The organism is Paenibacillus pinistramenti (assembly GCF_005869875.1).
In the GTDB taxonomy this organism is placed as follows: domain Bacteria; phylum Bacillota; class Bacilli; order Paenibacillales; family Paenibacillaceae; genus Fontibacillus; species Fontibacillus pinistramenti.
The window spans coordinates 242,499-266,019 of record NZ_VAWG01000004.1; the positions used below are offsets into that span (position 1 = coordinate 242,499).

Sequence of the window (23,521 nt, forward strand, 5' to 3'; positions counted from 1 at the left end):
GTCAGATGAAAGCAGCGCGTTATGTATTGGAGTATTTGAAGAACAACGGGGTTGAATATATTTTTGGAATTCCGGCGGGTTCCGTGAATGTCATCTTCGATGAGCTTTATGAGATGCCGGAAATTACACCGGTTGTCACCAAGCATGAAGGAGCGGCTTCTTACATGGCGGCTGCTTATGCCAAATATGCGAACAGACTCAGCGTATGTATCGGCTGCAGCGGGCCGGGCGGCACGAACCTGGTGACCGGCGCAGCCAATGCGATGCGGGAGCATCTGCCGGTGCTGTTTATTACCGGCGCGGTGCCGATAAATACCGTAGGGCTTAACGCTTCGCAGGAGCTGGATGCAGCACCGATCTTCGCTCCGGTTACCAAATACAGCGTGCGCGTCAGTGAGTCCAAAGATGTGCTGGCCGAGGTAGCCAAAGCGGTTCAAATCGCGGTGTCCGGCGTACCGGGCCCGGTTCACGTCGCGCTGCCCATTGACGTTCAGGCCGGACAAGTCGAGCATAAGGAGCTTCCAGCTCCTGCGGTCAGAAAACCGGTGGTGCCCGATGCCGGAACGATCAGACGGGTTGCGGAAGAGCTGGCTAAACGGGAGAACGGCATCATCATGGCCGGCCAAGGGGTCAGAGGCTCCGTAGCTGAATTGATTGAGCTGGCGGAGATGCTGAACTGGCCAATCGTTACGACGCCGGTAGCGAAAGGTTACCTGACAGAGGATCATCCGCTGAATGCGGGCGTGTTTGGCTTCGCCGGCCATGAATCAGCTTCGAATCTGATCAACACAGAGGTGCCGAATCAGGCCCTGCTGGTGATCGGCTCCAGCCTTGGAGAGACAGCAACGAACAACTACAACGGCAATTTGAACAAAGGCCGGTTTACGATTCAGATGGATTTTGACCCGACTGTATTTAACCGCAAATATCCGGTGGACATACCGGTGCTTGGCGATATTAGCCTCAGCCTGATGTTCCTGATCGACGAGCTGCGTGCGATGGGGCTTTCGAGGAAGGAAGAGGGCGAGCTGCGGAAGGTGGACAAGCCGGAGCCGCATATCCTGACGGACGAATACAACACGAAAAATGTCTTCACCGCGCTGCAAAACAGCCTGCCGGCCAACACCCGCTACACGGTGGATATCGGTGAATTTATGTCTTACGTCATTCATTACATGCATGTCGTGGACAGCCACAGCTTTGACATCAACGTCCACTTCGGCGCGATGGGCAGCGGCATCAGCTCGGCGATCGGCGCGAAGCTTGCTGATCCGGAGCGCCCTGTAGTGAGCCTTACCGGTGACGGCTGCTTCTTCATGCACGGCATGGAGATTCTGACGGCCAAAGAGTACAATCTGCCGATTCTGTTCGTCGTGATGAACAACGCCCGCCTTGGCATGGTGTATCACGGCCATAACCTGCAGTACAAGCGGACCCATGCTTCGTTTGACCAGCAGGAGACTAACATTGCGGCCATGGCAGCGGCGATGGGCCTGCCGTCCTTCCGCGTAAGCAGCCTGGAGGATCTGAATGATGACTTCCTCAAAGGCTTTGCGGAGCTGAGCGGCCCGGCCGTTCTGGAGGTTGCCCTTAAGGACAACAGCATCCCGCCGATGGGCGACCGGGTGAAATTCCTTTCTTCTTTTGGAAAATAATAAAGAGCTCTTCCTTTCAAACTAGCAATTCTGCATTTTCGCATGTAAAAATAACAGCAGCTGCGGACAGAAATTAAGTCCCTCAGCTGCTGTTATTTTTATTGCCTTTTTGCTGCGCTGTCCGCAGGCTTGGCGCTGCTGTCCTGTCCTTTTCTATAGAACCAGATATAAAATTGGCGGGAAAGGAAGAAGGTAATGAGCAGCGAGATCCAGGTCCAATACCAGGTCCAATGAACATAGTGAACCAAACGGGTATGCTTCTCCAGCATAGATTCAATGAACGACATCCAGCTGGGAAAGAACAGGTACCACAGAAGCCTGCGTGTAAAGCTGCGGCCAACCGGGAATCTCAGATTAAACACTACACATACCGCCGGGAAGATGAAATATTCAAAGGAAAAGCTGCTGCGGGACGCATAGGCGAATTCCCTGACCGGATATTCGAGTAATCCCAGCTCAACGACGATAAAGCCCAAGAGCCAGGTTAACACCTGCTTGAACATAAAGATTAACATGGCTTCCCGGATTTGATGCCTGGGGATTGCTAGAATCAGCATCACGATGGTGAGCGCCCATATGAGTGCCAGTACGAAAAAATTTAGATTAATATTTATCAGCATCGATCACCATCACCCGAAGGCTCCTTCTGTATAGGAATAAATGCAGTATTCCCTGAATACAGCGGCATAATTCTTGAGCCTGCCCAAGCTTTCGGTTTGTACGGCTAGCGGAAAATTATAAATTCATAAAATTATAAGTCCATATACCCCACACGCAGCGTCTGGATAATGGCGCCCATCGTCTGGCCCTTGAAGGCATCCGGAACCGGCTGGCCGTCCGGCTGCGCATAATAGAAGCTTTCAGCACCAGCTCCGTCCGCTGTTTCGGAGGTGTAGCCCAGTCCGGCCAGCTTGCTGCGGAGCTCGTGTGGCAGGCTGTTTAAGCCCGTATGCTCTGTAAAATAACGCGTAGGCGATACCCGGACATCCACATCGCCTGCCCCTGTCCATACCAGCACGAGGTCGCGGTCATTCCGGACGATCCACTGGCCTTTGGAATGCAGGGAAATGCGGCACTGCCCCAGGCCGGCAATCGCGTCCAGGTTCACGCCGAACACGGCATTTATGGCTTGTCGAAGCTCAGCCCCGCTTGTCCACGCTTCTGCGGACATTACCGCCAGCTGCTTGTCCATTGCGGCTCCGGGGTCAATCAGAGAGAGTGCGGGTGCAGCCGTATTCTCTGCTGCTGCAGCCAGCTCCGGTTCAGCGGCCAGTACTGGAACCTGCTGCAGACTGATGCCGAAGACCGCCTCAACGATCTGAAATAAGACGGCGCTGCTGATCGTCCCTTCCCAGTTCAGCAGGAATTTGTCCATGACTTCCGTTTTGTCCATCACTTCCGCTATGTTCATAACTTCCGTTTTGCTCGGGCGGCTGCCTAAATCGGCTAACATATCTGCGATCATATTTTTGATTGCAGCTCTGTCTTTATCGTTGATTGTACCGCTGACTGCATTGTTAATTGTAACCTTCTCCGTCACTTCTTCATCTCCTCATACTCACTCTTCAGAATCCCCCATCCCATCTAGGGGAATATCCCAATTTGGATTTATCATAACGGGATCACGGCAAAAAAGCCACCCGGAGGGCGGCTGGTTCATCATTTATTGCGCACAGCCAAGTCAGCTCAGCTTCATCCGGCTGCTTCCCCAATCGTATCCGCTTCTGAGGATTCCCTTCAGGCTCGGCCTGCGGATGAAATAGTAAGGGACAAGCTCGGCTCCCCAGGGCGCTTTGGATTTGGCGACCGCCGGAATATTGGCTCCGGCAAAGTCGAAGCTGGTGCAGCCAAGGCGGGACAGATCCTCAAAGACGAAGCTTTGAGAGAACTGGACAACCCCGCTGGAGAGGTGCGCGCTTTTGCTGCCGGCAACCCACCCCAGGGTCATGCCGTTATCCAGCGCGAGAACAACGCTTGCGCTTGCCGGCTCTCCGTCCGGGGCGTAGCAGACATAGCAGCGGAGGGCCTTGTCGCCCAGCAGTTCTCTGGCCAGCTCCAGATCCTCCTTCGTCAGCTGGTGGCTGAAGCCCTTCCGGCTTTCCGTTTCGTCCAGACAGGCGGCGACATCGGCCATCCGGGCCGTCAGTTCCGTCCGGTAGCCCATGCCGGCGGCTTTTCGGATTTTTCCGCGGATCTCCGAGCTTGCATCTCCCAGGACAAAGGGCAGCTTCAGCTGGTACGTGTACTTGATGCCGACCTGAAAGCCGGCCCACAGGAATGGGCGCATATCCGTAATGTCCGGGGGAAACACTATGCCTGCCGTACCCATGTTGGCTTTGAAGTCCCCGATCATCAGCTCTGCGGTCTCATGCCAGCGGCTGCTCTGTTTGTGGGCTTTGGAGGCAGCCCCGCTGCAGAAAGATATGAAGTGGTAGGCGTTGAGCGGCGGCAGATACCACTTTCCTCTTTTTCCCTCGAAAAATATAGCCTCACCGTAATAATCCGAATCCCCGCTCTGGAACCTGCGGATGACATACGGGCAGCCCCACTTCAGCCGGTTAAACTCAGCCCAGTTCAGCAGATCTGATGTTTTGTCCGAGGCCGCGGCATAGTTTGTCCAAAACTCCTGTGCCGTCATTTTTATTGATTAGCTCCTTGTCGTGAAATTTTATTCTCTCTCGGGCCAGTGTCATGCTTGTCTGCCTAAAAGATATTCGCCGTGCCAAATATTTATTCCATTACATAGATTGGCAGGAAGATTTAATAGTTTGGCTGACAGGCTGCAGCAAGTCTATCAGGCGACAAGGGAGTGTGGCGAAAATGGCTGTACGATCTTCTTTGTATCGAGCATCCGCCGTCATCATTTTGATTCTTCTGATGCTGCTCAAGTCTTCAGGTCTTCTGGAAGATTCGGAGCTTATGGCGAAGGTCAGCTCTGCTAACGTGTCTCTTAATGTGAAGAGCTTTGGAGCGAAAGGCGACGGCAGGACGAATGATACAGCAGCCCTGCAGAAGGCGTTTGGGCAGGCGGCGGGGGGCGGCCGGACGGTATATTTTCCAAAAGGGACTTATCTGGTGGACAGCACCCGGGATCTCATCATTCCTTCCGGCACGACGGTTACAGGGGACGGCGCAGGCTCGGTTATCAAGGCAGGCACCGGCTCGTTCGGCTGGGAGCTGCTCCGCGCTGCAGGCTCGGATATTACGGTCACCCGTTTGACGCTGGACGGCAATAACCAGGTGAACCGGGTGCTGGTGGTGGCAGGGGGCAGCCAGAGGGTCACCCTGTCCGGACTGACGGTGGCTAATGCCTCACAGAGCCTGATTCCGGGCAGTGAGGGCTATGGCGAGGTCGTATGCGGCATCGTCATTTACGGGAACACGAAGCAGATTACGGTCAGCGGCGTTGAGGTGAAAAATATTACAGCGATCAACTCCCGCACCGGCGATCCGATCGCCCGCGGCATCTATATCACTGCAACCTGGGGCTCTAAAGAGACGGTGGCCCGGCAGGTCAGCATTCAGGGCTCTTATATCCATCACGTCGGCCCGGCGGATGACGGGGACGGCATTTATTTTGAAGATCCGGGCATGGACAGCGGCAGCGGGCAGCTCTCGGACAGCGTCATAAGCGGCAATACCTTTGACCATGTGGCCAAACGGGGAATCAAGATCTATGCGGAAGGGATTGTGGTCAAAGGGAACCATATCACGAACTCTTATTTGAACAACAACCGGTATCAGGCGGGGGCGGATAAAGGGCAGCTGGCGCCGGACATGTATGCCGCAATCAGCTTGTATGGCAGCCATCTCTCTGCAGAGAATAATATCATTGATGGGGTCGGAAGCTATTATGCGGCCATCGAAGTCGCGGCGGGCACACAGGTCGAGGATATTGCGATTACGGGCAACCGGATTACGATGGGAGCGGGCAGCCGCGTTCAGGGGACAACAAGCATCCGGTTAGGCAGCCTGTCCGATTTTAACATCAGCGGCAATACGATCAGCGGCGGGGAACGGGGCATATGGACCTGGCAGAACGCGTCTGACGGCACAATTAGCAGCAATATCATCACCGTCAAGCAGGGCGGCGGCATTGATCTCTCGACTTACCTGCAGGGCTATGTCCAGCAGAATATTACGGTCGAGAACAATAAAATCATGGCGGGCACGTTCACCATCCGGCAGGGAGCGGGGAACAAGAATATTGTGATCCGATAAAAATAATAAAAAACCGCAGCCTGGTTATCGATCTGGTGTAGATCGAGCGGGCTGCGGTTGTTTTTATGTCAGGCCGGCACCTCTTAGGTCTTTTGACCTAGAATAGGAGCCGGTTTTTTTTAATAGAATCTGAGGAATACAGCTTTTGGACTCGCTGCCGGGGATGAAGAAGCAAAGGAATGAGCTAAGCCCATGAATGGATGGATGACATGCGGGTAAACCAGGGGGTATTTGTCGTTTCGATCGACTTTGAGCTCTATTGGGGATTGAGAGATGTCATGACAGCCGGCAGATACAGGCGGGAGCTGCTGCCAGAAAGGGAGCTGATTCCCAGCGTGCTTAATCTCTTCCGGGAACAGGGGATTCACGCCACCTGGGCCACGGTCGGACTGCTGTTTCTCCGGGAAAAAAGGGAGCTCTGGCGCTGCCTTCCGCCGCGCCTGCCCGGTTACAGGAACTCCAGGCTGTCTCCTTATCCGGCCCTGTTCGGAGAGGCAGTGGGTCAGAACGAAGAGCAGGACCCTTTGCATTACGCTCCCTCTTTAATCCGCCTGATCCGGGAGACGCCTTACCAGCGGATCGGCACGCACACGTTCTCTCATTACTACTGCAGGGAACAGGGCCAGACGGCGGCCGAGTTCGCGGCCGACCTTGAAGCCGCTGTACGGGCGGCGGAGCGGGAGGGGATTTCGCTGGAAAGCATCGTTTTTCCGCGGAACCAGCTCAGGGACGACTATCTGCAGGAGCTGCCAAGGCTCGGCATCCGCTCTTACAGGGGAAATCCGGAGCATCCTTTGTACCGGGGCGGCTACAGCAAGAACGACCCTTTTCTAAAGCGGCTGCTCCGCCTGCTGGATGCCTATATAAACTTGACAGGCTGTCATACTTACCCGGCCCCGGCTTCCGTTACGGACGGGAACGAGAGCGGGAGCGGGGCTCCGGTTCCGGTGAACCTGCCGGCCAGCCATTTTCTCCGCTCCTATGTCAAACCGCTGGGCTGCCTGGAGCCGCTCCGCCTGCGGAGAATTACAAGCGCCATGACGCGCGCGGCCAAACGGGGAGAGGTCTACCATTTATGGTGGCATCCCTACAATCTGGCAGACCGGGAAGGCCGGAGCTTCAGGCTGCTGGAGCGGATCGTCGCCCACTTTAAAGAGCTGGAAGAGCAGTACGGGATGAGGAGCGCCGGTATGGAGGAGCTGTACGAATGGATTACGAAGCGAGAGGGGGAGAGCGGTTGAACGGTATTTTTCTGGGAAAAGCCTTGAGAAAACACTATATAGCCTTTGTCCTTACACTCCTGGTCTGCATCGGCTCCGCCGTTCTGGTCAATCAGCTGGTTGAGCCGGCCTACCAGGCTGAAGCAAGCTTGGTAGCCAATATCGGGCCTACGGCGAACTCGGGCACCTATAACGAATTTCTGGCCAGCCAGATGCTGACCAAAACCTACGAGAAAGCGATTCAGAGCCGGTACATTGCCGATGAAGTTGTCCGCAAGCTGAATCTGGAGCAGTCCGCTTATGAACTGCTGAAGACCATTAATGTCCGGACCGACCCGGGTACGCTGGTCATTATGCTGTATGCCAAATCGGATGATCCGAAGCGGGCGGTGGAGGTGGCCAATGCGTTTGCGGATTCTTTTATCACCAATTCGAAAAAGATCGTCCAGAACGCCAATGTGACGCTGCTGGACAGGGCGAGCCTTCAGCAGGCCTCGATTCCGGTCAGTCCGAAGAAGACGTTTAATCTCGCCCTGTCTGTCTTGATCGGCCTGTTTGCCGGATTAAGCATGGCGGTGGCGCTCGAGAAGCGCGAGCAGTCGCGCAGGAAAGCAAGGCTTCATAATATCGGGGTTGAGCTGTCAGGGATGTCTGCCTGAGCGGACAGCAGCCTCCGGGGAGGAAGGGAATTACCGATGATTCATTATGGCATTGCCGGCTGCGGCCATATTGCGGACAAACATATTGAAGCCATCCGGAATACGGATTGTGCGGTGCTGACTGCCGTCTGCGACACGCATCCGGACCGGCTGAAGGCAGCCGCCGAAAGGACGGGGGCTGCTCCGTATCCCAGCCTGGCCGACATGCTGGCAGATGAGCCGAAACTTGACGCTGTCTGCATCTGCACGCCGAGCGGGCTTCATGCGGAGCTGGCGGTCATGGCGGCCCGCAGCGGCAAACACCTCGTCATCGAGAAGCCGCTGGCCCTGACGGCGCGGGATGGGGAGTGGATCTCGGAGGCGGTCCGGGCAAGCGGTGTGAAGGCGGCCGTTGTCCATCCGAACCGGTACCGCCCGGCAGTCCGGGAGCTGAAAGCAGCGCTGGACCGGGGGCTGTTCGGGAAGCTCGGCCATGTCAGCGCCGCAGTCAGGTGGAACCGGAGCCAGGCCTACTATGACCAGGCCGGCTGGCGGGGCACGAAGGCGCTGGACGGCGGCGTGCTGATGAACCAGGCGATTCACAGCCTGGACCTGCTGCTCTGGCTGTTCGGGAGCGTCCGGCAAGTCAGCGCCATGGCCGACACCCGCATCCGCCGCATGGAAGCGGAGGACACAGCCGCAGCGCTGCTGCGGTTCGAGAGCGGCGTAATCGGGACGGTCGAGGCCGCCACAACGGTGTACGGCGGCAATCTGGAGGAGACGATCAGCGTCTTCGGCGAGGACGGCTGCGCCGTGCTGGGCGGGAAGACCGCCAGCTGGATCCGCCACTGGCACTGCAGCTCCATGAGCCGCGAGGAATCGGCGGCGCTGGTGCGGTTCATCGAAGCCGATCCTTACGGCGTACCCGGCCATGAGCAGATCATCCGCGACATGACCGCAGCGATTCTGGAGGACCGGGAACCGGCGGTGACGGTGGAGGACGGGCTGCGGTCCGTCCGGTTAATTGAGGAGCTGCTGGCATCGGCGGATGCTTTGGCGGCGGAAGCGGGATCTAAACCGAAATCAAGTTCAGATGTTCAAAATGGGGGATAGCGATGCTGCGGGAATCAGCAGAAACGGTGAAGCCGGTCAAGCAGGACCGGCATAAGGAAGAGCTGCTGGCGAAATTAAGGGACAAGACGGCAGTAATCGGCGTGATCGGGCTCGGTTATGTCGGCCTGCCGCTGGCGGTGGAGAAGGCAAAGGCGGGCTACCGGGTCATCGGCTTCGACGTGCAGGCTTCCAAGATTGAGATGGTGAACCAGGGGCTCAACTATATCGGCGATATTGTGGATGCGGATTTAAGAGAGATGGTGAACTCGGGCCAGCTCCGGGCGACGGCGGATTATGCGTTTATTGCCGAGGTGGACGCGGTCGCGATCTGTGTGCCGACGCCGCTCGATGTCTACCAGCAGCCGGATACGAGCTACGTGGAGAACTCCGCTGCCGAGGTGGCGCGCTTCCTGCATCCCGGCATGCTCGTCGTGCTGGAGAGCACCACGTATCCCGGCACGACAGAGGAGCTGGTGAAGCCGGCTCTGGAGCGTTCCGGCCTGGTGTGCGGCGAGGACTTCTTCCTCGCGTATTCGCCGGAGCGGGTCGACCCCGGCAACCGGACGTTCAGCACGAAGAATACGCCGAAGGTGGTCGGCGGCGTTACCCCGGCCTGCTCGGAGGCCGCCGCAGCGATGTACCGCGCGGTGCTGGAGGGCAGCGTGCATGTCGTCTCCAGCCCGGCGGTCGCCGAGATGGAGAAAATTTATGAAAATACGTTCCGCCACATCAACATTGCCCTTGCCAACGAGATGGCGCTGCTCTGCAGCCGGATGGGCATTAACATCTGGGAGGTTGTGGATGCGGCGAAGACCAAGCCGTACGGGTTTATGGCTTTTTACCCCGGTCCCGGCCTCGGCGGCCACTGCATCCCGATTGACCCGTTCTACCTGACCTGGAAAGCGCGCAAATACAACTACCATACCCGGCTGATCGAGCTGGCCGGCGAGATCAATCAGGCGATGCCGGAATTCGTCGTTCAGCGGATTGCCGGAATTCTGAACGAGCGCGGCAAGCCGGTGCACGGCTCGGTCGTCCATCTGCTCGGCGCGGCCTACAAGAAGGACATCGACGATTACCGCGAATCCCCGGTGCTGCACATTATCGGCCTGCTGGAGGAGAAGGGGGCCCGCGTGAGGATCAGCGATACGCATATTCCGAGCTTCAAGAGGGACGGCAGATTTTATGACTGCGTGTCTGTGAATGAGGAGCTGCTCGGCGAAGCCGACATCGTGGTCATCACCACCGACCATTCGGGGTTCGATTATGACATGATCGCAGACAGCACGGCCCCGGTGTTTGATACCCGCAACGCCATGCGGGACAGGCGGAAGCCCGCAAGCTATTACCTGTTATAGATATCTAGGAAAAGGAGAGGGAGAACGATGGCCTATTATGTTCACCCCACAGCTGTGGTCGATACAGGAGCGGAAATCGGACAAAGCACAAAAATATGGCATTACAGCCACATCTCCTCCCGCTCGGTCATCGGCGATTCGTGCAGCCTCGGCCAGAACGTGTACGTGGCAGACCGGGTCCGGATCGGCAGCGGCGTCAAAATCCAGAATAATGTCTCCATTTATGAAGGCGTGGTGCTGGAGGACTTTGTGTTCTGCGGGCCCAGCATGGTGTTCACCAATGTCCGGACGCCCCGGGCGGCCTTTCCCCGGAGCTCCAGTGAAGATTATCTGCAGACCGTTGTCAAAAAGGGAGCCTCCATCGGCGCCAACGCCACCGTAGTGTGCGGCGTAACGATCGGGGAGTGGGCGTTTATCGCTGCAGGCGCTGTTGTGACCCGGGATGTCCCGGCCTATGCGATGTGCGCCGGCGTTCCCGCCGTGCAGACCGGCTGGGCGTGCGAATGCGGGAGCCGGCTTATTTTTGCAGAGAGACAGGCGGTTTGTCCGGATTGCGGAAGGCGGTACCGGCTGGGAGACGGCCGCGTTGTCAAAATAAAGGAGGAATAAGGCATGGGCAGTCACCGTTTGAGCCGGGAAGCCATCCCTGTCCTGGATCTGAACCGGGAAATCCGGGAGCTGAAGCCGCAGATTTTGCAGGCGGTTGAGGAGGTTCTGGATACGGGCGTTTTTATTATGGGAGAGCAGGTAAGGCAGCTGGAGCGCGAGATTGCGGACGAGCTGGGCGCGGGTTATGCGGTTGCGCTCAACTCGGGTACGGACGCCCTGATGATCGCCCTGCTGGCGGCCGGAATTGGAGCAGGGGATGAGGTCATTACGACCCCGTTTACCTTCTTCGCTACTGCGGAAGCGATCAGCCGGGTGCAGGCCGTGCCGGTGTTTGTGGATGTAGACCCGGACACTTTCAATCTGGATGTAAGACAGCTGGAGCAGGCGGTTACGGCGCGGACCAAGGCGGTGATTCCGGTGCATCTGTTCGGCCTGCCTGCGGATATGAGCGGAGTGATGGAAGCCGCCGAGGCGCACGGGCTGCTAGTCATTGAGGATGCAGCGCAGGCGTTTGGCGCGGAGTATCAGGGCAGAAAGGCAGGCACGATCGGCCATATTGGCTGCTTCTCCTTCTTCCCGTCGAAAAATCTCGGCGCCTACGGCGACGGAGGCATGCTGGTGACCAGCGATGCCGGACTGGCCGGGAAGGCCCGGATGCTGCGGGCTCACGGCTCCATTAAGAAATACTACAACGAGCTGATCGGCCTGAATTCCCGCCTGGACGAAATCCAGGCCGCCATCCTGCGGGTGAAGCTTCCCTATGCTGCTGAGTGGAATGAGCGCCGCCGCCGCGCGGCAGCTTTGTACGGCAAGCTGCTGGGGGAAATCCCCGGCCTGGTCTGCCCGGTGGAGAGCGCAGGCGCGAAGCATGTGTACCATCAGTACACGATCCGCGTGATGGACGGCAGGAGAGACGGCCTCCAGGCGGCGCTGGAGGAGACGGGCATCGGCACTGCTGTGTATTATCCGGTTCCCGTGCACCGTCTGCCGGTCTATGCGGACATGGGCGTGCAGCTGCCTGCCGCCGAACAGCTGTCCCGTGAGGTGCTGTCCCTGCCGATCGGGCCTTATCTGGATGCGGAGACGCAGCTGTTCATTGCGGGCAAAATAGCGGAATACCTCCGTTAACGCCTTATGCTGGGGACCCTGAAACGGCTTCTGAGCGGCAGCTTTATCCGCAATGTCGCTGTCCTGGCCGGAGGTACGCTGCTCAGCCAGATCCTCATCCTCGCTACGCTGCCCCTGCTCACCAGGCTGTACACGCCTGCGGAATACGGCACCTACTCCATGTATGTATCGCTGATCGGCATGCTGCTGATGCTCGTGTCCTGCGCTTACGAATTTGCTATTACCCTGCCTGAGGACGACCGCAGCGCATCGGATCTTGTCCGGCTGAGCCTGCTGATCTGCACCGGGATGAGTCTGCTGGTGCTGGCGGTCATGGCGCTTCTGCAGCACCAGCTGGCCGAGTGGCTGAAGGAGCCCGGCCTGCCGGACTATTACGTCCTCTTTGCCGTCAGCATGCTCGGAGCGGGCTTCTATCAAATTCTGAGCACCTGGTCGGTCCGCAAAAAGCATTTCCGCCTCCTCTCCCGCACCAAATACACCCAAAGCGCCGGCCAGGTTGGAGGCCAGCTCGCCTTCAGCCTGACTACGCTTGGCCCGGTCGGCCTGATTGCCGGCGATATAATCGGCCGCTATGGCGGACTGATTCCGTTGTGGCGCCAGTGGCGGGCTGATCTGGCGCAGGGAAAAGAGGCGGGGGCGGAGCGATTGGATGGGGTCTCGCAGGAGACGAGGCTGGTGGAGGCGGAAGGAACTGCACAGGTTGTGAGGAGGCCGGAGGCGAGAGGAGCCGCGCAGGTGATAAGGCTGCTGGAGGCCAAAGGGGCTGCGCAGGTGGCAGGACTGCCGGAATCGGAAGGAGCTGCGCTCTCCTGCGGACTTGAGGCGAAGCCTTTGGGGCGGGTTTCTCTGGACGGCGGTCCCCGGAACGATTTTGCGGAGAGCTCCAGCTTCCTCCCCCGTTCCAGCTCACGGCGGCGCACGCACAGCCGGCGGAGCTGGAGGGGGAGGGCTGGACGGAGAGGATGGCGGGCCCGTCTCAGAGCCGGGGTGAAGGAGAGGATCAGCCGCTTGAGGGCCGGCCATTTGAGCGGGCTCAAGGAGGTGGCCTGGCGGTACCGCCGTTTTCCCCAGCTTTCGCTGGCGTCAAACGTGCTGAACAGCATCGGCGTGTATCTGCCGACGGTGCTGCTTGCTTCTTTCTATGGCGCAGAAGCCGCCGGGCTGTTTGCGCTGGGGCAGCGGATTCTCGGCTCGCCGATGACGCTGCTGGTCAGCGCTGTGCGCAGCGTCTACCTGGCGGAATCGTCGGAATATTTGCAGAAGTCCCCTGACCGGCTCGTTCCCCTGTTCCGGCGGACGGTGCTGCATGTGCTGGCTGCCGGGCTGGCCATTATCATCCTGTTCGTAGGAATCGCGCCGCTTGTGTTCGGGCCCATGTTCGGGGAACAGTGGGCAGCGTCAGCCGATTTCATCCGGCTGATGTCTGTCATGTATCTGGGGCAGTTTGTCGCGAATGCCGTAGGCACCACGATCGACATCATGGAGCGGCAGGATCTTCACCTGCTCCGCGAAGTGATCCGCACGTCCCTAATCCTTGGCGCCATTCTGGGAGCTTATTACACAGGCCAGGGCGCAGACACCGCCGTGCTGATGTTCAGCGCCGCTTCGACCGCCGGATATGTGCTGCATCTCGGGCTGTCCTGGTTCTCCGTCCGCAAATATGCGGCGGGGGCGGAGGGGCGGGAGGGTTTGGAATACAACCGGGAAGCCGAACGAGGAGAGGGGTGGGAGGCTGAGAGGGAAGCCGAACGAGGAATCAAACCGGCAGCCGGGCCCCAGACCGGGCCCGTGATCGAGCCAGAAGCTGAATCTGAAGCCGGAACGGAGCCGGAGGCGGCTTCCGCATTAGCATTAAAGGAAAGGTAGCTGAGCCTAAACAAAAGGAGGGTCCCCGCTTGCTGATTGTGCGTTCTCCCCGGCAGCGCATGCCGGAAAGGGCTTATATCTATGAAGTGCTGCTGGGCGAGTTCCTCGGCCTCCCTTACCGGGTGGAGTATGAAGAACGCATCGGCATCGAAATTACCATTGCGGAGGAAGCGGCGGCCAGGTACGGCGGCCGCGGCCAGGCAGCGGGCGGCGGCTGGGCCCCCGGCGGTGAAGCCGTGCTGGAGCTGGCGGACGTGCTGCTCCGGACGCCGGAGCGGGACTGGCTGAAGTCGAGGTCGCTGCCGAGACTGCCGCTGGACCGCTGGGACCCGCGCACGGCGCCGCCGGGGATCTTCCTTCCCGCAGGAATGGGCAATTCCGGAGGGCTCCCGGTCCTGTACGGGCTTCCGTACAGGGATGCGGACACCGGCGGCAGCTATGCCGGTCATGACTTCGCCGGCCACTATACGGCCGGGGACGGCTTGGAAGGCCGCCGCCGCAGCGGAAGTGCCTATCTGGAGCGCACGCCGCACGGCCTGTGGTGCGGGATTGATCTGTTCGGCAGCAGCTTCTTTATGCTGACCCGCTACGAGGAAGCGGCGGAAGTCTCCATACGCGACCGCCATGACCGCTTTCCGGCTTCGGGCTCGGCTGCTGCCCGGGACGGCTTCCTGCACCGGCCGGTCGTAAATGAATACGCCGAGCTGCTGTGGGCGGCGCTTCAGCAGCTGTGGCCCGGCCTTGCTCGGAAGCGGCGCCGGTTCCGGCTGCAGGTCAGCCATGACGTCGATGTCCCCTTTCTGGCTATGGGGCGCAGCCGCCCAAGCCTGCTGAAGGAAGCGCTGGCCGAGCTTCTGTTCAGGCGGAGCCTGGAATCCGCCTGGCGCAAGGCGCGGGTGGCCTGGCCCCGCCGGGACCGGTATGCGGCAGACCCGTTTAACCGGTTTGACTGGCTGATGTCACTCAGTGAAGCGGCGGGAGTGCAGAGTTCTTTTTACTTTATAACGGAGGATACGGCTCCCGGGCTGGACGGCAGCTACACGATGGATGACCCGGCAATCCGCGCCCTGCTGCGGGAAATTCATCTGCGCGGCCACCGGATCGGCCTGCATCCCGGCTATCAGACCTACCTCCATCCGGAGCGGATCTTCCGGCAGTTTGCCCTGCTCCGCCGGGCGGCCGATGCTGCCGGTATCCGGCAGGACGTTTGGGGAGGCCGCCAGCATTACCTCCGCTGGAGAGCGCCGGATACGTGGCAGCACTGGGAGGACGCGGGGCTGGACTATGACAGCACGCTGAGCTTTGCCGACCAGGCAGGCTTCCGCTGCGGAGTCTGCTGCGAGTACCCGGTGTTTAACCTGCGGACCCGCAGGCAGCTTCATCTGCGCGAGCGTCCCCTTGTCGTGATGGACCAGTCCATCATCCACCCGGACTACATGGCGCTGAAGGGGGACGCCGCCTTCGGTGCAATCCGCCATTATTACGATCAGTGTGCGGCTTACGGCGGGGATTTTACACTGCTTTGGCATAACAGCCAGCTGGTCAGGCGGTCCGACCGGAAGCTGTACCGGGATTCCCTGGACAGATACAAGAAGGACCGGGAGCACCGCCAAGGCGGGCCGGTTGATGCCAGAGAGCCGGGGCCGCATGAAACGGGCAGCTCCATGATTCATGAACGTCGCGAAGACGGAGATCCGGGCGGGGCAGTCCTTCCGGCGGCTCTTCCGATCGGGCTTGCCGGCAGAAGAAAGGGGAGGTGAGGAGACCCGTGAAAATCGCTTACTTGATTCACTGGAATGAAGGCGCCGAAAGCGGCGTGCTGAAAAAGGTCATGCACCAGCTGGCCGAATGGCAGCGGCAGGGGCATCAGCCGGCTTTGTTTTTGTTCACCTGCAAGCCGGATGGCGACTGGCGCGCCCTGTGCGCGGAGCGGGACATTCCGCTCACCGTCCAGGCCTACAAAGGAACCCCGGGCCGTATGGCCGATTTCGGCCTGCTGGCCAAACAGGTCCGCAGATGGCGGCCGGATGTGCTGTACCACCGCTTTGACCTGTATTACCTCTCCCTTCCCGCTCTGCTCCGGGCGTTCCCTTCCGTGCTCGAAATCAACACGAACGATATGGCGGAGCTGCGCATGGAGCAGGGCTTCCGCTACTATTACCACTCGATTACCCGCGGGAAGGTGCTGGCCGCGGCCGCCGGCCATGTCTATGTCAGCCGGGAGCTCGCGGAGAGCGGCCATTTCCGCTCCTTTGCGAAGCCGTCGGTCGTCATCGGCAACGGCATCCGGCTGGAGGAGTATCCGCTGGGGGCCGCGCTGCCAGCCGGCTCCGGAGCCGCTCCTGCCGGGCAGGAGGAGGCCGGGCAGCCGGGCGCTGCTCCGCCCGGCCCGGTCAAGAGCCAGAGCCGCCCTCCGCGCCTCGTCTTTATCGGCTCGGCGGGCCAGCCCTGGCACGGGCTTGACCATATCGCCGAGCTGGCGGTGCTGAAGCCGGACTGGCGGTTTGACCTGATCGGCGTGGAAGCCGCCGAGCTGGCCGCCCTGCTTGCCCGCGCAGGCCGCCCTGACGCAGCGGGCGCCGTTACTGCGGCAGGAAACGCAGCCGCCGCAGGCCGCACCGCAGCTGCAGGCCCTGCCTCGACCGCGGCGCCTGCGGCCGGGGCCGCAGCTCCAGCCGGCCCAGCGGCAAAAGGCCGCCAAGCCGCGGTATCCGCTGCCCGCGCGCGGGCAGCAGGCCATCCGGCGCAGGGCGGGGAGCTGCCGCCGAACCTCTTTTTCCACGGGAAGCTGACACGAAGCGGCTATCAAACCCTGCTCGATCAGGCAGATGCCGCCATCGGCACGCTGGCCTTGTACCGCAAGGACATGAAGGAGGCCTCCCCGCTGAAGGTGAGGGAATACCTGGCGAACGGGCTGCCGGTGATCATCGGCTACGAGGAGACCGATTTTCCGGAGGAGGTGCCCTTTCTGCTCCGGCTGCCGGCCGAACGAAATAATATCTGCCCTCATTTGCAGGAGATTACCCGGTTTGTGGAAGCCTGGCAGGGCCGGCGCATCGCCGCCGGTGAGGCGGCCCGGCTTGATACCGGACGCAAGGAAGCGGAGCGGCTCCGGTTCATGGCGGAAATTGCCGCCCGGAAGATTAGGGAGCGGGGATGAGCACGGAGGTTATTTTTATCGGGGCGCTGCTGCTCAGCATGCTGGTGTTTCTCGCCCAAAGCGTGCTGCACCTCGGGCTGAAGCTGGACCCTGCGCTGCTGTTTGGCTTGTGTCTGTATTTTGATATGGTGGGATTTTTCTATAAGAAGGTAATGCCCGGCAATGCGCTCGTGATCCTGGTCGGCCTGCCGCTGATTCTGGTGCTGATTATCGTGCTGCAGAGGCCGCTGCGGCCGCTCGGGATGCTGGACAATGAAGGGCTGTGGCTCTGGGCGGCGTTCTTCGGCTACTGCATCCTGTCCTTCTCCTGGTCGCCGCAGCAGTCCGGCGGGCTGTCCAAGCTGCTGCTGCTGTTTGCGCACGGCGTAGTTCCGGGGCTGTACACCTACATTTTCTACAAAAAATACAAAACCTTCTCCTGGTCCTTTGCCGCGCTGTTCGGGCTGGCGTATGCGGTGGTCCATTTGACGTTCGGGGTTTATTCCGCCGAATATCCGGGCCGGCTGACGCTGCCGGGGGATAATCCGATTTTTAATGCGAGAATTTCCCTGATGACGGTAACGGTTTGCTTGTGGGGCAGAGGAATTCCCCTGTGGCTGAGGCTTGCGGCCGGAGGGACGGCCATCGTTTCGGCGATTCAGACGCAGTCGCGCGGTCCGCTCGCCTTCTTCCTTCTGGCGAACCTGCTGATTGCGGGGTGGATCGTTTACCGGGAGCTTCGGACGAAGGGCGGCAGATCCCGGCAGCTGTCAAAGTGGCTTAAGGTGCTGGCTGCGGCGGGGATAATTGCGGGGGCGTTTGGCTTTGTGATGAAGGACACCCTTCTGGAGGCCGTGGAAAGCAGCAGGTTCAGCGTGCTGATCGACACCAATCAGCTGCAGGGCGATGACAACTACCTCGGACGGGTGGGGCTGCAGCTTGACGCGCTTCAGACCTTCACGGAGCATCCCTTCTTCGGCGTCGGGCTTGGCGGGCATACCCCGCCGGTGACGGATGAATTCCCGCATAATGTGCTGCTGGAAATGGCGGGCGAGCTGGGGATTGCGGGGCTTTTTCTCTGGCTGGCCGCCTTTCTCTACACGGTTTACGCGGCAAGAGAGCACCCGGTGCTCCTTGTGCTGCTGCTCCAATCCCTGGGCAGTGCCCTGGTGAGCGGAGACTTCGGCTACAACTTTGAATACGTGTTTATCGCCATGGTCGTTTTGGCTTTCAAGCCGAAGCGGGAATATGAAGGAGCTGCCATTTATGAAGAAAGTCCTCTTTCTTATCACAGGTCTCGATTACGCCGGAGCTGAAGCGCAGGTGGTCCAGCTCAGCCGGGTGCTCCGCAGTGCAGGCTGGATTGTGCAGCTGGTCAGCATGATTGAGCCTGCGGCTTATCTGGAGGAGCTGGCGGCCATGGGGGTTGTGGTCATGACGCTTGGCATGCGCAAAGGCGTTCCCGATCCGCGCGCAGTCTTCCGGCTCCGGCGGCTGGTGCGCTCCTTCAGGCCGGACGTGGTGCACAGCCATATGGTGCACGCCAATCTGCTGGCCCGGGCTGCGCGGCTGTTCGTAAGGATGCCGGTGCTGGCCTGTACGGCGCACAGCATTCATGAGGGCGGGCGGCTGCGGAGCTGGCTCTACCGGCTGACCGACCGGTTATGCGACATCATGACCAATGTCAGCCAGGAAGCGGTGAACCGCTACATTGCCATCAAGGCCTCCCCGGCGGGAAAAATCCTCCTCATGCCTAACGGCATCGACACAGAACGCTTCAGCCTGCCGGAGGGCAGCCGGCACCGGATTCGTCATGAGCTTGGAATCAAAGAGCAGTTTGTGTGGCTGGCAGTAGGAAGACTGGCCCCGGAAAAAGATTACCCTACCATGCTCAAAGCCTTCGCCATGCTTCAGCCGGCTTTCCCGGCAGCGGTGCTGCTGATCGCCGGCACCGGCCCGGAGGCGCCGGAATTGAAGCGGCTGTGCGGCGAGCTGGGGGTCGCCGGCCAGGTCCGGTTTCTGGGCCTCCGCACCGATATTCCGGAGCTGATGGCCGGGGCCGATGCCTACCTGATGTCCTCCAAATGGGAGGGGCTGCCGATGGTGCTGCTGGAGGCCGCGGCAAGCGGGCTGCCGATCGTGGCAACCGACGCCGGCGGCAACCGGGAGATCGTCGGGCATGGCGTGAACGGTTATTTGTCCGCCCCCTCCGATCATTTGCTGCTGTCCGGGGAAATGCAGAGGCTGATGGAGCGCACGCCGCAGCAGCGGGAATCCATGGGAGCCTGCGGCAGGGAAAAGGTCAGGCAGAGCTATGACATTAAGGCGATTGCCCGCAGATGGGAGGTGCTTTATGAGCAGGCCGGCAGGCGAAGACATGATTCAAGGAACGGGCATCATCAGGAGCGGGACAGCAGCCAAGGGCAGCGGGACGGTGTCCGGCAGCTCCCCTAGCGGTCCGGCGGGAGCGGCGTTGCCGCTGCCGTTGCCGCTGCCGTTGCCGTCACTATTGCAGCCGCCGTCCCCATTACCGCTGCCGCCGGCGTCCTCAGCGATCTCCTCCGGCTCTGCCTTCAAACCCCGCAAAGCCGCTTACGCTGCCACCGTCTATTCCCATCTTGCGGCCTTTCATCTGCCCTTTATGGAGGATCTCCGCGCGGCCGGTTATGAGGTGCATGCTTACGCCTGCCCGGACGCTCTGCGTGAAGAGGTGGAGCGTGCCGGCTTTGAATGCCGGGACGTTCCGTTCAGCCGAAATCCGCTGTCGCCGGGCAATGTCAAAGCGCTGGCCGGCATGTATAGACACTTCAAGTTGGAACAATATGACCTCGTCCATGTCCACACTCCCAATGCCGGCTGGATTACCCGGCTGGCGGCCTTTGCCGCCGGTGCGCGGAATATTTTCTATACAGCGCATGGGTTTCACTTCTATAAAGGGGCGCCGCTGCTGAACTGGCTGCTCTATTATCCGCTGGAGTGGCTGGCCGCGCGGTTTACGGATGTACTGATTACGATTAACGGCGAGGATTACGGACGGGCAGGCCGGTTTCGCCTGCGCGGTGCAGCCGCTCTGCTCCCGGGGGTCGGCGTGGAGGAGAATTACGGCCGTTCCCATACGGAAGGGGAACTGGCGGATCTCAGGCAGGAGCTGCTTATTCCGGACGGAGCGTTTGTCCTGCTCTGCATGGCCGAGTTAAACGGCAATAAGAATCAAGGCCAGCTGCTTCGCGCCGTCCATGACCTGATAAACGCCGGCATCCCGGTCTGCTGCCTGTTAGCCGGAGAGGGAAGCCATGAGCAGCGGTACAGAGCGCTGGCCGGCAGGCTCGGCATCCGGGAGAACGTGCAGTTTCTCGGTTACCGCCGGGACGGCTCCCGGCTGATGGCGGCCGCGGACGTCGTCGTGCTGCTGTCGCAGCGGGAAGGCCTGCCGAAGGTGCTGCTGGAGTCGCTTAGCGCGGGGAAGCCGGTTGTGGCCTCCGACGTGCGGGGCTGCCGCGATCTGGTTGCTCACGGAACCAACGGCTTTCGCGTGGCGGTTGGTGACACGCGGGGAACGGCGCAGGCGCTCAGCACCCTGTACCGGGATGCGGAGCTGCGGAAGCGGATGGGGCAGGCGGGCCGGAGCCGGTTTGCCGGATACCGGCTTGATGCGGTGAGGCAGCAGCTGGCGGAGCTGTACCGGGAGCATGTGAAAGACCGGGAAGGAGAGGAAATGGCATGAAGCTGTTTCGGATGGGCTGGCTGAAGCTGGCGGTGCTGCTGCTGGATACAGGAGGCATGTTCGTCAGTTATCTGCTGGCTTATGAACTGAAATTCTCCGGGCAGATCCCGGAAGAGGAGTGGGCTTCGTTCCTGCAGTATGTGCCGTGGCTGGGTCTGCTGACAGCAGTGATTTATTACTTCTTTAATCTGTATGATTTTGCGGGAAGGCGGAAGCCGGCGGTGCTCCTGTACAATCTGGTGCTGGCCCATCTCGTCTTTATGGCCGCCTTGATTGTCGTCAACTATTGGCTGAAGTCGTTCAGCCTGCCGCGTTCGGTTGTGATTACGGCTTTTATGGCTCAAGTCACGTTCACCTTCGGCCTTCGTCTCCTTCTGTTCGGCATCCAGGCCAAAGGCAGCGGCCGCAGAAAAACCCTCGTCATCGTGAGCGGCAGGCCTGCGGATCTGCTGATGCTGGAGAAGCTGAAGCAGAAGGGGGCGCCGTGGCTGGAAATTACGCAGGTGCTGACGGCTGCGGAGCAGGCCGGGGACAGCGGCGGGCCCCTTCCCGGGCGCGGGGCTGATCACCTTCACTGGGGAGAAGCGGAGGTGCTGATGCTCGGGCAGGGCGTGCCGGCTGATGTCCGCAGCGAATGGATCCGGGAGGCCGGGGAGCGCGGCGTCGAGGTGCTGCTGATTCCGGACTTCTATGAGCTGTACCTGGCCAAAGCTGAAGCCCAGCAAATCGACGATCTGCTGGTCTACTCCATTATGCCGCCGCAGCTGACTCTGCCGGAGCGCTTCCTCAAGAGGGCGCTCGACCTTGTCTGCTCGGCCCTGCTGCTGCTTCTGGCCTGCCCGCTCCTGCTCGCGGCCTTCCTGCTCGTTCCGGCCACTTCAAGAGGCCGGGCGTTATACGTGCAGGAGCGGCTCGGCCGGCTCGGCAGACCGTTCAGGCTGCTGAAATTCCGCAGCATGATTGACAACGCCGAGCAGGCGACCGGGCCGGTGCTGGCCGGGGACGGCGACAGCCGGATCACCGCGGTCGGAAGGTTCATGCGCTCGACCCGCATCGACGAGCTGCCGCAGCTGTTCAACGTGCTGGCCGGGCAGATGAGCCTGGTGGGGCCGCGGCCGGAGCGGGCTTTTTTTATCGACCAGTTCAAGAAGGAGCTGCCCTATTACACGTACCGCCTGATGGTGAAGCCGGGATTGACCGGGCTGGCGCAGGTGATGGCGGGTTACACGACCTCGGCTGCGGATAAGCTGAGATATGACCTGATGTACATCAAGAATTATTCCCTGCTTCTCGACCTGAAGCTGCTCTTCCAGACCCTTCTGGTTGTGCTCAGCCGGGAGCAGGCAAGAGGCGTAAGAAGCGGGGCCGGGAAAGAGGCTGCCGGACTGCCCGGGGCGGGAGTCCGGCCTGCAGAGGACCCGGCATCCGGCGCGAAGGGCCTGCTGCACAGGGTCTCCGGCAGCGAGCCGGCGCCTTCCCTTGTCCAGCAGGGAGGCCTGCCGGTAAACGCGCCGGAAGCGGTGGCCGGGCGGAAATAGCCGGAAGCCCAGCCTAAAGCGGGGCGGCAGCGGGCCGAAAGCCTGGCTCGAAGCCGCCCGTTCGCTGCGCGTTGTCCGCAATTTCACGGAGGTGACAGCCTGATGAAGAACCGCACAAGCCGGCCGAAATCGAGAGCCGCACTAAAGCGGACACTGCTCATCCTGGGAGGTGTGCTGCTGCTGACAGCCGGGGCAGCTGCTGTTATGCTGCTGCGGCTGTCTCCGGAGCGTCACTTCCGGCAGGCGGACATTCCGGTGGCAGCCGCGCCGGAGGCGAATGCCGGCGGTGCAGCCGGAGCCGCTGCCGGAGGCCTAGCCGGAAGCACAGCAGGAACTGCCGCCGGGGTCGCCGGAACCGGTGCTGGCGCAGGCGCCCCCGCCGGCAATTCAGCCGGGGACAGCTCTGCCTCCGGAGCCGCGCAGGCGGGGGACGGGTCGTCTTTTACCGCTCAGGACGGGGCTTTAGAAGGTTCCGGCGCCTCGGCAGAGCAGGGGCAGTCCGAAACCCGCTTTAACCTGCTGCTGCTCGGCATTGATGCCCGCGAATCGGAGGATTCACGGACGGATGTGATGATGCTGGCGCATGTCAATCTGAGCCGGAACGAGGTCAATCTGGTGTCCATTCCGCGGGATACAAGGGTTTATATCAAGGGAACCGGCTATACCAAGATCAACCATGCCCATCTGTTAGGCGAGCTTGAAGGGGGCGGCCATGCGGGAACGATGGCTTCGCTTCAGGCGGTCAGCAATCTGTGCGGGTGCTCGATCAACTATTATATGAAGACTAACTTTGAGGGGTTTGTTCATTTTATTGATTCCATCGGCGGGCTGGACGTCAAACTGGACGATCCGGTCAAGCTGACCTACGCGCATGTGACGATTCCGGCGGGCAGCCAGCATCTGAGCGGCGATCTGACGCTGAAGCTGGTGCAGGAGCGGCATTCCCTGGCATCCGGGGACATCAACCGGCAGCAGAACCAGGCTCTGGTGCTCCGGGCGCTGATCCGTACAATGCTTGAGCCGGACAATCTGGTCCGTATCCCCGCGCTCCTCGCCAAGGTCAAAAAGGATGTCCTGGACACCAACCTGAGCGACAGCGATTTGATCAGCCTGTCCCTGCTGGCAAAGGATCTGAAGAGCGAGGATATTCATTACGTCCAGATTCCGGGCAGCAGCGGCCGGGCCAAGGACCCGCTGGTCGGGAAGGAGCTTTATTACTGGATTCCGGATCAGAAGGCGTGGAGCGAGCTTGCGAAAAAGGTCTTGACGGACTAGTCTGCCAGCCCCCCCGTCTTCATATATTTGGAAGGAC

At 60.4% G+C, this 23,521-nt stretch carries 19 protein-coding genes; 16 read left to right on the forward strand and 3 right to left on the reverse strand.

Features of this window, described 5'->3' with window-relative positions; genetic code table 11:
• Window positions 1-5 precede the first annotated feature (5 nt).
• Window positions 6-1,655, forward strand: coding sequence for a thiamine pyrophosphate-binding protein (locus FCN15_RS08065; RefSeq protein WP_138494489.1), 1,650 nt, complete (start codon window positions 6-8; stop codon window positions 1,653-1,655).
• A gap of 98 nt (window positions 1,656-1,753) precedes the next feature.
• Here the strand turns inward: FCN15_RS08065 and FCN15_RS08070 are convergent, their stop codons facing one another.
• From FCN15_RS08070 to FCN15_RS08080, 3 genes are all read right to left on the reverse strand, one after another.
• Window positions 1,754-2,275: a CBO0543 family protein gene (locus FCN15_RS08070; RefSeq protein WP_138494490.1), complete on the reverse strand. Its 522-nt coding sequence runs from the start codon at window positions 2,273-2,275 to the stop codon at window positions 1,754-1,756.
• Window positions 2,276-2,406: 131 nt separating this feature from the next.
• Window positions 2,407-3,195, reverse strand: coding sequence for a hypothetical protein (locus tag FCN15_RS08075; RefSeq protein WP_138494491.1), 789 nt, complete (start codon window positions 3,193-3,195; stop codon window positions 2,407-2,409).
• 141 nt (window positions 3,196-3,336) lie between these two features.
• Complete coding sequence (locus FCN15_RS08080) at window positions 3,337-4,293, reverse strand: GNAT family N-acetyltransferase (protein ID WP_138494492.1); 957 nt, start codon at window positions 4,291-4,293, stop codon at window positions 3,337-3,339.
• Between the two features lie 182 nt (window positions 4,294-4,475).
• Here FCN15_RS08080 and FCN15_RS08085 point away from each other — a divergent pair, with 182 nt between their 5' ends.
• The 15 genes from FCN15_RS08085 (at window position 4,476) to FCN15_RS08160 (ending at window position 23,484) form a co-directional block, all read left to right on the forward strand.
• Window positions 4,476-5,876, forward strand: coding sequence for a right-handed parallel beta-helix repeat-containing protein (locus tag FCN15_RS08085; RefSeq protein ID WP_162515314.1), 1,401 nt, complete (start codon window positions 4,476-4,478; stop codon window positions 5,874-5,876).
• A 200-nt stretch (window positions 5,877-6,076) separates the two neighbouring features.
• Window positions 6,077-7,117 carry a polysaccharide deacetylase family protein gene (locus FCN15_RS08090; RefSeq protein WP_138494494.1) on the forward strand — a complete coding sequence of 347 codons (1,041 nt, stop codon included), beginning with the start codon at window positions 6,077-6,079 and terminating at the stop codon, window positions 7,115-7,117.
• Window positions 7,084-7,755 (forward strand): YveK family protein, encoded by a 672-nt coding sequence (locus FCN15_RS08095; RefSeq protein ID WP_138494495.1) that lies wholly within the window; start codon window positions 7,084-7,086, stop codon window positions 7,753-7,755. The genes FCN15_RS08090 and FCN15_RS08095 overlap by 34 nt, the downstream gene beginning before the upstream one ends.
• 36 nt (window positions 7,756-7,791) lie before the next feature.
• Window positions 7,792-8,847 (forward strand): Gfo/Idh/MocA family protein, encoded by a 1,056-nt coding sequence (locus FCN15_RS08100; RefSeq protein WP_138494496.1) that lies wholly within the window; start codon window positions 7,792-7,794, stop codon window positions 8,845-8,847.
• Between the two features lie 2 nt (window positions 8,848-8,849).
• Window positions 8,850-10,205 carry a nucleotide sugar dehydrogenase gene (locus FCN15_RS08105; protein WP_138494497.1) on the forward strand — a complete coding sequence of 452 codons (1,356 nt, stop codon included), beginning with the start codon at window positions 8,850-8,852 and terminating at the stop codon, window positions 10,203-10,205.
• Between the two features lie 27 nt (window positions 10,206-10,232).
• Window positions 10,233-10,814, forward strand: coding sequence for an acyltransferase (locus FCN15_RS08110; RefSeq protein WP_138494498.1), 582 nt, complete (start codon window positions 10,233-10,235; stop codon window positions 10,812-10,814).
• A 3-nt stretch (window positions 10,815-10,817) separates the two neighbouring features.
• On the forward strand, window positions 10,818-11,942 hold the full coding sequence (locus tag FCN15_RS08115) for a DegT/DnrJ/EryC1/StrS family aminotransferase (protein WP_138494499.1): 1,125 nt from the start codon (window positions 10,818-10,820) through the stop codon (window positions 11,940-11,942).
• Between the two features lie 6 nt (window positions 11,943-11,948).
• Window positions 11,949-13,808 (forward strand): lipopolysaccharide biosynthesis protein, encoded by a 1,860-nt coding sequence (locus FCN15_RS08120; protein ID WP_138494500.1) that lies wholly within the window; start codon window positions 11,949-11,951, stop codon window positions 13,806-13,808.
• Window positions 13,809-13,846: 38 nt separating this feature from the next.
• The gene (locus FCN15_RS08125) at window positions 13,847-15,568 is read left to right on the forward strand and encodes a polysaccharide deacetylase family protein (RefSeq protein ID WP_420819557.1); all 1,722 of its coding nucleotides are present in this window, start codon (window positions 13,847-13,849) and stop codon (window positions 15,566-15,568) included.
• 8 nt (window positions 15,569-15,576) lie between these two features.
• On the forward strand, window positions 15,577-16,968 hold the full coding sequence (locus FCN15_RS08130; RefSeq protein WP_138494502.1) for a glycosyltransferase: 1,392 nt from the start codon (window positions 15,577-15,579) through the stop codon (window positions 16,966-16,968).
• Entirely contained in the window at window positions 16,965-18,263 is a 1,299-nt protein-coding gene (locus FCN15_RS08135; RefSeq protein ID WP_138494503.1) for an O-antigen ligase family protein, read from the forward strand. The genes FCN15_RS08130 and FCN15_RS08135 overlap by 4 nt, the downstream gene beginning before the upstream one ends.
• Window positions 18,214-19,401 carry a glycosyltransferase gene (locus FCN15_RS08140; RefSeq protein WP_138494504.1) on the forward strand — a complete coding sequence of 396 codons (1,188 nt, stop codon included), beginning with the start codon at window positions 18,214-18,216 and terminating at the stop codon, window positions 19,399-19,401. Before FCN15_RS08135 ends, FCN15_RS08140 begins: the two co-directional genes overlap by 50 nt.
• Window positions 19,301-20,671, forward strand: a complete 1,371-nt coding sequence (locus tag FCN15_RS08150) for a glycosyltransferase family 4 protein (protein WP_162515315.1) — start codon at window positions 19,301-19,303, stop codon at window positions 20,669-20,671. Before FCN15_RS08140 ends, FCN15_RS08150 begins: the two co-directional genes overlap by 101 nt.
• Entirely contained in the window at window positions 20,668-22,209 is a 1,542-nt protein-coding gene (locus FCN15_RS08155; RefSeq protein WP_138494507.1) for a sugar transferase, read from the forward strand. The genes FCN15_RS08150 and FCN15_RS08155 overlap by 4 nt, the downstream gene beginning before the upstream one ends.
• Window positions 22,210-22,311: 102 nt before the next feature.
• Window positions 22,312-23,484, forward strand: coding sequence for an LCP family protein (locus tag FCN15_RS08160; protein WP_138494508.1), 1,173 nt, complete (start codon window positions 22,312-22,314; stop codon window positions 23,482-23,484).
• Window positions 23,485-23,521 lie beyond the last annotated feature (37 nt).